The following is a 12959-nucleotide window of genomic DNA, read 5'->3' as shown; positions in this document are numbered from 1 at the left end:
GTTTAGTTAACATAAGACTATATTGCAAAGTTATGATTCTTAATTTTTAACTCGTTATTAAATATACTATCTTTGCAGAAATTTTTAGAATGAGCAGAGATAATAATAATTCAGAACGACCAAAGAGACCAAGAATTTCAACCAAGAAAAATTCTGATAATTCTCGTGCTTCCAGATCTGGAAATTCTTCAGAGTCAAAACCTTTTAAAAAGTCTTTCCCGAAAGCAGGAGAGAGAAATTCAGATTCGAGGAGAAGCGGTGACACCAGTTACCAGGCTCGAATGGATAAGAAATACGGAAAAACGGAACAGGAACCTTTTATAACCAGTTCAGGGGAAGAAAAAAAATCTTTTGGAAAATCTGCACCGAAAAGAGGAGGAAGCAGACCCAATAATTTTGATACCAGAGATAAATACGAAAGAGGCAGCCTGAAATACGGAAAAAGACCGGGAACAGAAAACCGTGAAGATAAAAATAAATCTTTTGTACAGAAAAGGAGGTTGAACAAAATTGAAAAGGATGTACATAAAGACACTATTCGTCTGAATAAATATATCGCCAATTCAGGGATCTGCAGCAGAAGAGAAGCGGATGATCTTATTACACAGGGACTTGTTGAGGTCAACGGAAAAGTGGTAACTGAAATGGGATATCAGGTTCAGAAGACGGACAAAGTTGTTTTTGACGGACAGAATATTACCCCTGAAAAACCTGTTTATGTTCTTTTGAATAAACCTAAAGGATATATTTCTACCACAAAAGATGACAAAGCAAGAAAAACAGTGATGGATCTTGTGGCCAATGCTTCACCTTATCGATTATTCCCGGTGGGAAGGCTTGATCGCTCTACAACGGGAGTTATTCTTTTAACAAATGACGGGCATATGACCAAAAAACTTACGCATCCGTCTTTTGATGCGAAGAAAATTTATCATGTGACTTTAGATAAAAAACTTACTCATGAAGACATGAAGCTTATTGCTGAAGGGATTCGTCTGGATGAAGGGGTAGCAGAAGTAGATCAGATTTCTTTTATCGAAGGAAAACCTAAGAATGAAATAGGAATAGAGATCCATATTGGCTGGAACCGTGTGATCAGAAGAATTTTTCAGAGATTAGGATACGAAGTGGAAGCACTTGACAGAGTGATGTTTGCAGGACTTACCAAAAAGAATATCAAAAGAGGACACTGGAGAATCCTTACAGAACAGGAAGTCAATAATCTTAAAATGCTTTAATATAAGTATTTACAAATAATAGAGACGCTGAACCGGCGTCTTTTTTTATACCTTAAATTTAAGTTTTAAATGGTTATATTTAATTCCATTTAATCTTTAATGATAAAATCGAATTTCGTTAATTTTTTTATCATTAAACTGAATTTTTCCCTTCATTATCATTAGAAATCAATGTTAAAATTCTATGCAATTCCGTATCTTTGGGAAAAATTTTTACAACAATGATCGAGTGGAAAACCGCCAAAGAATACGAAGATATTACCTATAAAAAATGTAATGGTGTTGCAAGAATCGCTTTCAACAGACCGGAAGTTCGTAATGCTTTCAGACCTAAAACTACCTCAGAATTGTACGATGCTTTTTATGACGCTTACGAAGATCCTTCGATAGGTGTTGTTCTGCTTTCCGGAGAAGGACCGAGTCCGAAAGATGGCGGTTGGGCTTTCTGCAGTGGTGGTGATCAAAAAGCAAGAGGACATCAGGGATATGTTGGTGAAGACGGAAGACATCGTTTGAATATTCTTGAAGTTCAACGACTGATTCGCTTTATGCCAAAGGTTGTGATTGCCGTTGTTCCGGGATGGGCTGTAGGTGGAGGACACTCTCTTCATGTGGTTTGTGACTTAACATTAGCAAGTGAAGAACACGCTATCTTCAAACAAACAGATGCTGACGTAACAAGTTTTGACGGTGGTTATGGCTCTGCATACCTGGCTAAGATGGTTGGACAGAAAAAAGCCCGTGAGATTTTCTTTTTAGGCAGAAATTATTCGGCTCAGGAAGCTTTTGAAATGGGAATGGTGAATAAAGTGGTTCCTCACGCTGAGCTGGAAGATACCGCTTATGAGTGGGCACAGGAAATTTTGGCAAAGTCTCCGACTTCCATCAGAATGCTGAAATTCGCCATGAACCTCACCGACGACGGAATGGTAGGGCAACAGGTTTTTGCGGGAGAAGCAACGCGTCTCGCTTACATGACGGAAGAAGCTCAGGAAGGAAGAAACGCATTCCTGGAAAAAAGAAAACCGGATTTCGGTGAAAATCAATGGATATCTTAACAAAATAAGTAATGAATAATTAGTAATGAGCAATTTTTTTCCATTACTAATTACTCATTGCCCATTACTTATAAATTATGACTGATTGGATAAAAGCCGCAAGGCTTAGAACATTACCACTTTCATTAAGTGGGATTATTATGGGAGCTTTCATTGCCAAATGGAGATTATATGGCGAAGGCGGAGCCTGGGACTGGAAGATTTTTGCTCTGGCACTTTTAGTGACTTTGCTGTATCAGGTTCTGTCAAACTATGCAAATGATTATGGTGACGGAATAAAAGGTACCGACGCAAAAAGAGCTACAGAGGCAGAAGCAAGAGCCGTAGCCTCAGGAAAAATTACCGCAAAACAGATGAAAAATGCAGTAATTCTGCTTTCAGTTTTATCTTTTGCAGCAACGGTTGCTTTGCTGTATGTAGCTTTCATTCCGGATTTTATGAATGAATTTTACATTTTTATCGGTTTGGGAGCAGCAAGTATCTTAGCTGCAATCGGATATACAGTAGGTAAAAAACCGTATGGCTATATGGGACTGGGAGACGTTTTCGTGTTCATCTTTTTCGGTTTGGTGTCTGTTTGCGGAAGTTATTTCTTATTTACAAAAACATTCAGTTGGGATATGTTGTTGCCAGGAACCGCAGTCGGAATGATGAGCATGGCAGTGTTAAACCTTAATAATATGAGGGATATCGAAAGCGATAGATTATCCGGGAAAAACAGCTTTGCGTTGAGAATCGGATTCAAAAATGCAATGATCTACGAAATGATCTTATTACAGCTTCCTTTAATTTTAATGTTAATGTTTTTAGCAGTGAACGGATTCTTCCAGACTCAGAATTACTATGTTTTTATTGTGATGATTTTAATGCTTCCGTTAATGAAAATAAGAAGACAGATCATGGCTGTTAAAAACCCGAGAGAACTCGATCCATTCTTAAAACAAGTTGGAATTATGACCTTTATGATGGCTGTTCTTACTGCTCTAGGGCTTAACTTTTTTCATTAAATACTGTTATGCTAAGCTTGTCGAAGCCTCTCTGATTAAATATATTCAAAAATAAATTAAAAATGAAAATAAAATTCTTAGGACAAAATTGTTTTTTATTCACATACAAAGACAAAACAATTTTATCAGATCCTTTTTACAACTATAAAAAAGCAGAATCGGGGTTTGATATTTCTGCTCAGAAAATCGATTATATTTTATTGACTCACGCGCACGGAGATCATATTGCAGATGTTGAAGAGGTTTTGCATCATCACCCTGAAGCAACAATTATTGCTGTTCCTGAAATCTGCGGATATTTTAAAAATGCAAAAAACAAAGACGATGTAAACTTAGGAGGATCGGCAAAAATCGATGATCTTAAAATTTCGATGGTTCCGGCTCATCATACAAGTTCATTTCCGGACGGAAGCTACGGAGGTGTTCCTGTAGGATACATTTTCAGACTTCCTGAAGGTAAAAATCTGTATATGGCAGGAGATACCGGCGTAATGGCTGATATGGAGTTATTTCCAAGATTATACGGAAATTTACACCTTTCGATTCTTCCGATTGGCAGTCATTACACAATGTGTCCTAGAAAAGCGGCTTTCGCATCATCAGAATTATTAAAAACACCAAAAGTGATCGGATGTCATTTTGATACGTTTCCTGCGATTGAGATCAATCATGAAAGTGCAATGAAACATTTTGCAGATAAAAACGTAGAACTTGTTTTACCAAAATTGGGAGAGGAGTTCGAATTTTAAATAAAGTTGAAAGGTAATTTGAAAATTAAAATAGAAATGTTGGAAAGTTTAGACATAAAAAAAGATAATCTTCAAATTACCTCTCTTCAACTTAAACCAATAAAAAATGGCAAGCTACCTAAATCACACCGCTACGACCAATTACCTTTGCTGCGTTCCCACCCTGGAGGATTCTCAGGAGCTGGTTGTTTAGGACTTGCCGTTGCAAAGATAGGAATATTTTATAAAATTAAAAGTGTTATCAAAGAAAATTAATTGGAAAAAGCCTTAACCAACGCTAAATTGCTGAGATTAAGAGCGATAATTTTCAGAAATTTTCTAAAAATTTAGATATGACAAAAAGCCCTTCCACATTAGGAATTTTATTATTTGGAGCTACGATGATCGTTTTTTTCGTGGTGTATTACTTCTTTTCAGGAGTTGAATATTTTGATATTTCATTGAAAGCCAATGCTTTCATTTTACCGATCATTTATGCCGGAGCAGCCTTTTGGTCAGTAAAAACATATTGGAGCAGCCATAAAGTGGTAAGTTTTAAACAAGCTTTTAAAAGAGCTTTTGTTCCGATGTTTATCGGTGGAATTTTATCGATTTTAAGCATTTATGCATTTCTGAATTTTGTTGATACAGATGCAAAAAAAGCTGTTGAATTATCAGTATGTTACGAGACAAAAATCTGAGCTGGACAAAGAATATACTTCTGCCAGAAAGATTTTAAAGCATCAGAAAGATATCGACGAGCTTGATCACAAGTATAAAGAAAGGATTCAAAGTTTTACACCAGAAGCGGTTAAAGGAAAAGATATGCTCACAGCAAGTCATTTTTCAGGATATTTTGCGGCGATACTTATATTTTACGTAGTTTTGTCGTTGTTTTTCGGAGCGTTTTTCAGAACAAAAACAATCTATCAGGAAACAGAAATCAAAGAATAATTTTTTATCAGAATTAAATGAATTTATCTATAGTTATTCCGTTATTAAATGAGGAAGCATCTTTGGAAGAGCTTTTTTCACGGATTGATAATGTGTGCAGATCCAACAGTTTATCTTACGAGATCTGGTTTGTAGATGACGGAAGTACAGACTTGTCATGGAGTATTATTGAAAACCTTAAAGTTCAGAATCCACAGATCCATGCCATCAAGTTTTCTAAAAATTACGGAAAATCCCAGGCACTTCATGCTGCTTTTGAAAGAACCAGCGGCGATATTATTATTACCATGGATGCTGATCTACAGGATTTTCCGGAAGAAATACCGGAATTATATTCAATGGTTGTCAATGAAAATTACGACATCGTTTCCGGATGGAAAAAGAAACGTTTTGATAATGTCATGACGAAAAATGTGCCGTCAAAATTGTTCAATGCAGCGGCGAGAAAAGTTTCAGGAGTTTATCTTCATGATTTCAACTGCGGCTTAAAAGCATACAAAAAGCAAGTAGTAAAAACCATTGATGTTTACGGAGATATGCACCGTTATATTCCGGTATTGGCTGCCAATGCGGGTTTCAGAAAAATTACAGAAAAAGAAGTTCAGCATCAGGCAAGGCCTTACGGAACTTCAAAATTTGGTACAGAAAGATTTATCAGAGGTTTTCTGGATTTGGTAACGCTTTGGTTTGTAAGTCGTTTCGGCGGCAGGCCAATGCATTTTTTCGGTGCGGTTGGAACTTTGATGTTTATTGTCGGATTTCTTTCAGCGCTCTGGCTGGGAATTTCAAAATTAATTGATGTTGCAAGAGGGATTTACGGACATTTAATCACAGATAATCCATGGTTTTATATTGCTCTCACAATGATGCTGATGGGAACATTGCTTTTCGTAGCAGGATTTTTAGGTGAAATGATTATCAGAACAAACAGAGAACATAAAAATTACAATATTGACGAGGTGATTTAAAGATGAACAAAAAAAAGTTGCTTGAACTGTGGTCATTCAGTTTCCGATGAGTTTTGTCCTCATTGCGGACAGAAAACCGACACAGCAAGAATAACTCCACGTTCTCTTATCAAAAATGATATTCTTGGATCGATTTGGCATGTCGAAACGAAATTTTTCAATACTTTAAAAGATATTTTTTTCAGACCCGGTGAAACGGCAATGGATTATATTTCAGGAAAAAGAATCAGATACAGCAGTTTTATACCGTTGTTGCTGATTCTTTTCAGTTTCAATGTATTAGGAATACATTATTACGAAAAATTTGCACCACCTGAAGTTTTTGAAGATGATTTTGAAATAAGGAATTTTCTGTCAAAATATTCCAAAACAATATTATTTGTGATTATTCCGATGCTTGCAAGCAATGCTTATTTCATTTTTAAAAAAGTCAAATTGAACATTGCGGAACATTTTATCATTGGAACTGTTAGTCTTTTAGGAATTTTAATCATATTTTTGTTAGATGATATCGTGAGTTTAATAGGTCTGTGGCAGCCTGTTTCAAAAATTTTCGAATTTATCGACAAAATTATATTCGGTCTTTCTATTATCTTCCCGGCAATAACTTATTGGAATGCTTTTAAAAATTCATACTCAAAAACAGGCTTACTGTGGAGAGTATTAGTTCTTTATGTTTTGATGGGAGTGGAAAGTTCGGCGATAAGTTTGATTTTATATAAAATGTTTTAAATTAAATATGAAAAATATATTTTACACATTCATACTGGTAGCGTTAGTTTCCTGTGGAAAGGTTTCTCCGAAAGGAAATATTGAAAGGAAAGATGTAGATGTTTCGGAATTTGTAAATCTTGATCTCGAAGGGAAATTTCGGGTATTTTATGCAAGAGGAGCAAAAAATTTTGTTGAGATTGAAACTTATCCGAATGTAGCTGATAATCTCAATGTTGATGTAAAAGATAAAACATTGACAATTAAAGAAAAGCGCAGCACTAAAGGCGTAGATTTTTATAATATTACGATTTACTCAAAGTACAATCTGGAAAAAGTTACCATTTCTGATTCGGTAGAAATGAACATTTCAAGTGAAATTAAGACTGACAATTTTAGGCTTAATTTAAAAAATTACGCTACATTTATGGGTTCGGTAAATACAAGAAGAGCGGAAGTTGAAATGCTGAACCGAAGCAGGGCTAATTTTTTAGGTCAAACGAAAGATGCTGTGATAAAGATCTCTGATACAGCAAGTTTGATTGCACCTTACTGGAAAATTGAAAATTTGGTTATTGATTCAAAAAATGGGAATTACGCTGAAGTAAACGTGAAAGATTCATTAAAAGGACATGTGCAGAATACTGCGAAATTTATTTATTATGATGATCCGATCCGGGCGTTTAAAATTGATAAAACAACTCGTGTAGAAAATAAAAAACTAGATTAAGAAGATCACAATAAGAAGGGCTTCTGATTCTGTTGCTCTTAATATTTCTGAAGGAAGTATTTTACAGTCAAGATTAGAGTTTAGAAAGTTTTTAGGATACTCAATCCGCTCTTTAGCTGAAGTTGTAACCTGCTTATATAAAGCGAAAAATAGGAAATATATCTCAGAAGATGATTTTGATAAATTATATAATGAAAGCTATAATATAATGAACCAGATTATAGCATTTAGAAACCAGATAAAAGAATAATAAATTAGCTGGGAGTTTGAAGCTGGAAGACTTCATGCTTCTATCTTCCAACTTCCGGCCCAAAAATATACGAAATACAAATATGACAACATTAGAAAAAGCAAAACTTTGGTTGCACGAATCATTTGATGAAGAAACAAGAAATGCTGTACAGTTATTGATTGATGGAAATTCACCTGATCTGGAAGACTCTTTTTACAGAGAACTGGAATTCGGAACAGGAGGAATGAGAGGAATTATGGGTGTTGGAACCAATCGTTTAAATAAATATACGTTAGGCCAAGCAACACAGGGACTTGCGAATTATATGTTAAAGCAATTTCCAAATGAAGAAATTAAAGTAGCGATTGCTTATGATGTAAGAAATAACTCAAAAGAATTCGGAAAATTGGTTGCTGATGTTTTAACGGCAAACGGAATTAAAGTGTTGCTTTTTAAAGATCACAGACCTACTCCGGAATTGTCTTTCACCGTTCGTGATAAAAAATGTAATGGAGGAATTGTACTGACGGCTTCTCACAACCCCCCCGGAATATAACGGCTATAAAGTATATTGGAATGACGGCGCACAAATAGTTCCACCACATGATGAAGCGATTATCAATGAAGTTTATTCCGTAAAATTTAACGAAATTAAATTTAATGGAAACGATGATTTAATCGAGTGGATCGGAGAGGAGCAGGACGAAGTTTACATCGATGCATGTATCGAAAATTCTACCTATCAGAATGTTGGAAAAGGAAATTTAAATATTGTTTTCACATCCATCCACGGCACAACCTACACTACAGTTCCGAAAGCTTTGAAAAAAGCAGGTTTCAAAAAGATAGATTTAGTTAAGGAACAAATGATTCCTAGCGGAAATTTCCCGACTGTTGATTCTCCAAATCCTGAAGAACCTGCTGCGTTGGAAATGGCAATGGATTTAGCAAAAATTACCAATGCTGATATCGTAATCGGGACAGATCCGGATGGCGACAGACTGGGAATTGCCGTAAGAAATCTGGATGGAGAAATTCAGTTATTAAATGGGAATCAGTGTAATACAATCTTAACGTATTATATTTTAAATGAATGGAGAAAGCAGGATAGAATTACAGGAAAAGAATTCATCGGTTCTACGATTGTAACCTCTGATATTTTCTTTGATATTGCTCAGAAATTCGGTGTTGAATGTAAAGTTGGATTGACTGGATTTAAGTGGATCGGAAAAATGATCCGTGATGTTGAAGGGAAAGAAAAATTCGTTTGCGGTGGAGAAGAGAGTTTCGGATTTATGACAGGAGATTTCGTTCGAGATAAAGATTCTTGCGGAAGTATCGTGCTTGCATGTGAAATTGCAGCATGGTGCAAAGCCAACGGAAGAACAATGTACCAGTATCTTATTGAAATTTATCAGGAAACCGGAATGTATTACGAAGGTTTGGTGAATTTGGTAAGAAAAGGAAGAGACGGTGCGGAAGAAATTCAGAATATGATGAAAAATTTCCGCGAAAATCCTCCAAAAGAATTGGCAGGTTCTCCGGTAGAAGAAGTAAAGGATTTTAAAGAGCAGACAAATTTCATCGTATCAAAAGGAGAAAAAGAAGTAATGAACGACATTCCAAAATCGAATGTACTTATTTATTATACTCAGGATGGAACAAAAGTCTGTGTAAGACCTTCCGGAACAGAGCCGAAAATCAAGTTTTATATCTCGGTAAAAGATGAGATTACTTCTGAAGCGGATTTCAGAGACAAATTAAAATCTTTGGACGAGAAAATTAATCAGGTGAAAAAAGATTTACAACTAACATAACTAAATCTAACAATGTAACAGTGTAATAATATACCAATTATTGTTATCCTGTTACACTGTTATATTGTTACATTAAAATAATTAAATAAAAATAAAGTGAAAGTTTCAAAATTAGCGGCGAACCTGATCGGTTCTGAAATTGTAAAAATTGGTAATGAAGTAAACGATTTAAAGGCAAAAGGTGCGGAGATTGCTAACCTTACGATTGGTGATCTTAATTCTAATATTTATCCGATTCCTGCCAAACTGAAGGAGGAAATTCAGAAAGCTTATCAGAATAATCTGACAAATTATCCGCCTGCAAATGGACTTTTATCTTTAAGAAAAGAAGTTTCCAAAGATTTAAAAACAAGATGGAATCTTGATTATTCGCCCAACGATATTTTAATCACTGCTGGTTCAAGACCATTAATTTATGCGGTTTATAAGACAATCGTTGATGAAGGAGATAAAGTAGTTTACCCGATACCTTCATGGAATAATAACCACTATGCCTACCTTACTTCAGCTGATGCAGTAGAAGTAAAAACAACTCAGGAAAATAATTTCTTGCCGACTGCAGATGATTTAAGACCTCATTTAGAAGGAGCGGTTTTGGTAGCGCTTTGTTCGCCATTAAATCCTACAGGGACAATGTTTACAAAAGAACAGCTTTCTGAAATCTGCGAATTAATTTTGGAAGAGAACAAAAAAAGAGGAGAAGACGAAAAACCATTATATTTAATGTATGATCAAATCTATTCTAACCTTACTTTTGGTTCAGAACACGTTGATCCTGTATCTCTTTTTCCTGAAATGAGAGAATATACCGTTTACATTGACGGGATTTCTAAATGCTTGGCAGCAACCGGAGTTCGTGTGGGTTGGGGATTTGGTCCTTCTCATATTTTAGATAAAATGAAAGCTCTTTTAACGCATGTTGGAGCCTGGGCGCCAAAACCGGAACAGGAAGCTACTGCAAAATATTTTGAAAATCCGGATGATGTAAATGCCTTTGTAGAAGATTTTAAAGGAAAATTAGACGCTAGCTTAAAAGTTCTTCACGCCGGAATTCAGGATCTGAAAGGAAAAGGTCTTGCAGTTGACAGTATTGAACCAATGGGGGCGCTTTATTTGACTATTAAATTAGATTATATCGGAAAAACAAAACCGGATGGTTCTGTGATAGAAAATTCTTCTGATTTGGTATTCTATTTAATTAATGAGGCAGGAGTTGCTTTGGTGCCTTTCTCTGCCTTCGGAGAAGAAAAATCTGAGCCTTGGTTCAGAGCTTCTGTTGGAGGTTTGGCTACTGAAGAAATTTCTACGATGATGCCAAAATTGGAAAATGCTTTGAACAATCTTAAATAAATTTATCAATGTAACAGTTTAACAATGTACCAATGTTGAATTCGTTTATTGCTAAACTGTTACATTGTTATATCGATACATTTTGTTATGAAAATAATCGCAGTTATTCCCGCGCGTTACGAAGCCAGCCGCTTTCCTGCTAAGCTCATGCAGATGTTGGGTGAGAAAACCGTTATTACGACAACTTATCAGAATGTTGTGGAAACGGGGTTGTTTGATGAAGTTTTTGTGGCCACCGATTCGGAAATTATCTTTAATGAAATTACTGAGAATGGCGGAAAAGCCGTAATGACCGGACAACACGAAACCGGAAGCGACAGAATTGCAGAAGCTGTACAAAATATTGACTGTGATATTGTGATTAATGTTCAGGGTGATGAACCTTTTCTTAAATTAGAACCTTTACAACAGTTAATTGAAGTTTTTCATCATGATGAAAACCAGGAAATTTCTTTAGCTTCATTAAAAATAAAACTTCAGAAAAAAGAAGAAATTGAAAATCCGAACAATGTAAAAGTTATTACGGATAACAACGGTTTTGCTTTATATTTCAGCCGTTCTGTGATTCCTTTTCACAGGGAAATTTCTTATGATGTAAATTATTTTAAACATATTGGCGTTTACGCTTTCAGAAAGCATGCTTTGATTCAGTTTTCAAAATTAGAAATGAAACCTCTTGAAATTTCAGAAAAGATTGAATGTATCCGTTATCTCGAATATGGTATGAAAATCAAGATGATAGAGACCAATTTCATAGGAGTCGGGATCGATACGCCGGAAGATTTGGAGAAAGCCCGGAAATTGTTATCCAATTAATTGCTAAACTGATACATCGGTAAATTAATAAAACCTTATATTTGACTTTATAAATAAAATTAATGAAGAAGTTACTTTTAGTATTCGTCCTGATATTTTCACAGTCAATTTTTGCACAGACCGCAAAAGAAATCATTGATAAAAACATTGAATTATCCGGAGGATTAACCAACTGGAAGCTTTTAAATTCTGTATTGCTTCAGGGTAAAGTAATTTTAGGAATTAAAGATGAATACCCGATAAAAATTTATCAGCAACGTCCGAATCTTACAAAGACAGTGATCACAATCGGAGGAAAAGACACAGCGATCGAAGGCTACGACGGAACCAAAGGGTATGCAATGAATTACGCGGCCAATAAAGTTCAGGAATATCCGGATTATATTGCAGAAAGTTTTGACAATGATTTTATCGATTGGGAAAGCAAAGGTTTTGATGCAAAATATCTTGGAAAAGAAAAGATCGGAAATATTTACTGTCATAAAGTGGAATTAACGAAAAATGTAAATAAAAACATCTATTATTTCGATACAAAAGATTATATGCTTGTAAAAGAAGTGAAAAAAGATGAAACTTTACTGTACTCGGAATACAAAAAGGTTGGAAATTTGTATATGCCTTTCAGGATTGAATCTTCCAGCACAAAGAAAGATGGAGATTATGTAATGCTAATCAACAGAATCGATATCAACAAAGTGTTTCCTGCCAATACATTTAAATTTTAATTAATAATAAAGTTATGAAAAAAATATTTTTAATGCTGCTTTCATTTGTAGCATTTTTCAATAGTTGCGCTCAGAAAAAAAGCGATGTCTCTAAAGCTAAAACCAAAGAACTTATGGGAAAATCAATATATGATTTCAAAGTTGATGCTCTGGAAGAAGGCAAACAGATCAATTTTGCAGATTTTAAAGGAAAGAAAATTCTTATTGTAAATACTGCTTCAGAGTGTGGGTTTACTCCTCAATATGCTGATCTTGAAAAAGTTGCACAAGAGTATAAAGATAAATTGGTCGTTGTAGGATTTCCTGCCAATAATTTTGGAGGACAGGAACCGGGAACCAATAAAGAAATTGGTGCTTTCTGCCAGAAAAACTATGGGGTAACATTTCCTATGGCTGCAAAAGTTTCAGTAAAAGGGGAGGATACGGCGCTGATCTTTAAATATTTAACTGAAAAAGATTTAAACGGTGTAAAAAATACTACCATCCTTTGGAATTTTACCAAATTCTTAATTGATGAAAACGGAAAATTAATCGATTCTTTTGTAAGCACCACTAAGCCTACGGACGAGGCGATTACAAAGTATTTGAAATAAAACAGTATTATTTAATATAACAATATAACAGT

The 12959-nt window shown here is 35.1% G+C and carries 14 protein-coding genes, 1 other RNA gene and 1 pseudogene; 15 read left to right on the top strand and 1 reads right to left on the bottom strand.

Features of this window, described 5'->3' with window-relative positions; all coding sequences use genetic code 11:
• Nucleotides 1-89: 89 nt before the first annotated feature.
• The 4 genes from AAHI02_RS03605 (at nt 90) to AAHI02_RS03590 (ending at nt 4052) form a co-directional block, all read left to right on the top strand.
• Nucleotides 90-1238, top strand: coding sequence for a pseudouridine synthase (locus AAHI02_RS03605; RefSeq protein WP_346985477.1), 1149 nt, complete (start codon nt 90-92; stop codon nt 1236-1238).
• Nucleotides 1239-1459: 221 nt separating this feature from the next.
• On the top strand, nt 1460-2296 hold the full coding sequence (locus AAHI02_RS03600; RefSeq protein ID WP_042723259.1) for a 1,4-dihydroxy-2-naphthoyl-CoA synthase: 837 nt from the start codon (nt 1460-1462) through the stop codon (nt 2294-2296).
• A 77-nt stretch (nt 2297-2373) separates the two neighbouring features.
• The gene (gene menA, locus AAHI02_RS03595; RefSeq protein ID WP_346985476.1) at nt 2374-3303 is read left to right on the top strand and encodes a 1,4-dihydroxy-2-naphthoate octaprenyltransferase; all 930 of its coding nucleotides are present in this window, start codon (nt 2374-2376) and stop codon (nt 3301-3303) included.
• A 62-nt stretch (nt 3304-3365) separates the two neighbouring features.
• Nucleotides 3366-4052: a metal-dependent hydrolase gene (locus tag AAHI02_RS03590; protein WP_346985475.1), complete on the top strand. Its 687-nt coding sequence runs from the start codon at nt 3366-3368 to the stop codon at nt 4050-4052.
• Between the two features lie 104 nt (nt 4053-4156).
• On the opposite strand, the gene ffs is transcribed toward AAHI02_RS03590, so the two are convergent.
• An RNA gene (gene ffs / locus AAHI02_RS03585) (signal recognition particle sRNA small type) lies at nt 4157-4254 on the bottom strand.
• Nucleotides 4255-4384: 130 nt separating this feature from the next.
• On the opposite strand from ffs, the gene AAHI02_RS03580 reads away from it, so the two are divergent.
• The 11 genes and pseudogenes from AAHI02_RS03580 to AAHI02_RS03530 all read left to right on the top strand — a co-directional run bounded on the left by AAHI02_RS03580 (nt 4385) and on the right by AAHI02_RS03530 (nt 12927).
• The gene (locus tag AAHI02_RS03580; RefSeq protein ID WP_346985474.1) at nt 4385-4732 is read left to right on the top strand and encodes a DUF4199 domain-containing protein; all 348 of its coding nucleotides are present in this window, start codon (nt 4385-4387) and stop codon (nt 4730-4732) included.
• Nucleotides 4698-4985, top strand: a complete 288-nt coding sequence (locus AAHI02_RS03575) for a hypothetical protein (RefSeq protein WP_346985473.1) — start codon at nt 4698-4700, stop codon at nt 4983-4985. The genes AAHI02_RS03580 and AAHI02_RS03575 overlap by 35 nt, the downstream gene beginning before the upstream one ends.
• A 17-nt stretch (nt 4986-5002) precedes the next feature.
• A complete protein-coding gene (locus tag AAHI02_RS03570) occupies nt 5003-5953 on the top strand; it encodes a glycosyltransferase family 2 protein (protein ID WP_346985472.1) in 951 nt (316 codons plus the stop codon).
• 21 nt (nt 5954-5974) lie between these two features.
• Complete coding sequence (locus AAHI02_RS03565) at nt 5975-6685, top strand: DUF3667 domain-containing protein (RefSeq protein WP_346985471.1); 711 nt, start codon at nt 5975-5977, stop codon at nt 6683-6685.
• A 7-nt stretch (nt 6686-6692) separates the two neighbouring features.
• The gene (locus AAHI02_RS03560) at nt 6693-7394 is read left to right on the top strand and encodes a DUF2807 domain-containing protein (protein WP_346985470.1); all 702 of its coding nucleotides are present in this window, start codon (nt 6693-6695) and stop codon (nt 7392-7394) included.
• Nucleotides 7390-7644: a four helix bundle protein gene (locus tag AAHI02_RS03555; protein WP_346986665.1), complete on the top strand. Its 255-nt coding sequence runs from the start codon at nt 7390-7392 to the stop codon at nt 7642-7644. The genes AAHI02_RS03560 and AAHI02_RS03555 overlap by 5 nt, the downstream gene beginning before the upstream one ends.
• An 82-nt stretch (nt 7645-7726) precedes the next feature.
• Nucleotides 7727-9443, top strand: a pseudogene (locus AAHI02_RS03550) (phospho-sugar mutase).
• A gap of 96 nt (nt 9444-9539) precedes the next feature.
• Entirely contained in the window at nt 9540-10793 is a 1254-nt protein-coding gene (locus AAHI02_RS03545) for an aminotransferase class I/II-fold pyridoxal phosphate-dependent enzyme (protein WP_346985469.1), read from the top strand.
• Between the two features lie 87 nt (nt 10794-10880).
• A complete protein-coding gene (gene kdsB / locus AAHI02_RS03540) occupies nt 10881-11609 on the top strand; it encodes a 3-deoxy-manno-octulosonate cytidylyltransferase (protein WP_346985468.1) in 729 nt (242 codons plus the stop codon).
• Between the two features lie 62 nt (nt 11610-11671).
• Nucleotides 11672-12334, top strand: a complete 663-nt coding sequence (locus tag AAHI02_RS03535) for a histidine kinase (RefSeq protein WP_346985467.1) — start codon at nt 11672-11674, stop codon at nt 12332-12334.
• A gap of 14 nt (nt 12335-12348) precedes the next feature.
• Nucleotides 12349-12927, top strand: coding sequence for a glutathione peroxidase (locus AAHI02_RS03530; RefSeq protein ID WP_346985466.1), 579 nt, complete (start codon nt 12349-12351; stop codon nt 12925-12927).
• Nucleotides 12928-12959: the final 32 nt, after the last annotated feature.

Origin of the sequence: Chryseobacterium sp. POE27, from assembly GCF_039727685.1 — a bacterium.
In the GTDB taxonomy this organism is placed as follows: Bacteria; Bacteroidota; Bacteroidia; order Flavobacteriales; family Weeksellaceae; genus Chryseobacterium.
This window is presented reverse-complemented; position numbering and strand designations above follow the sequence as displayed.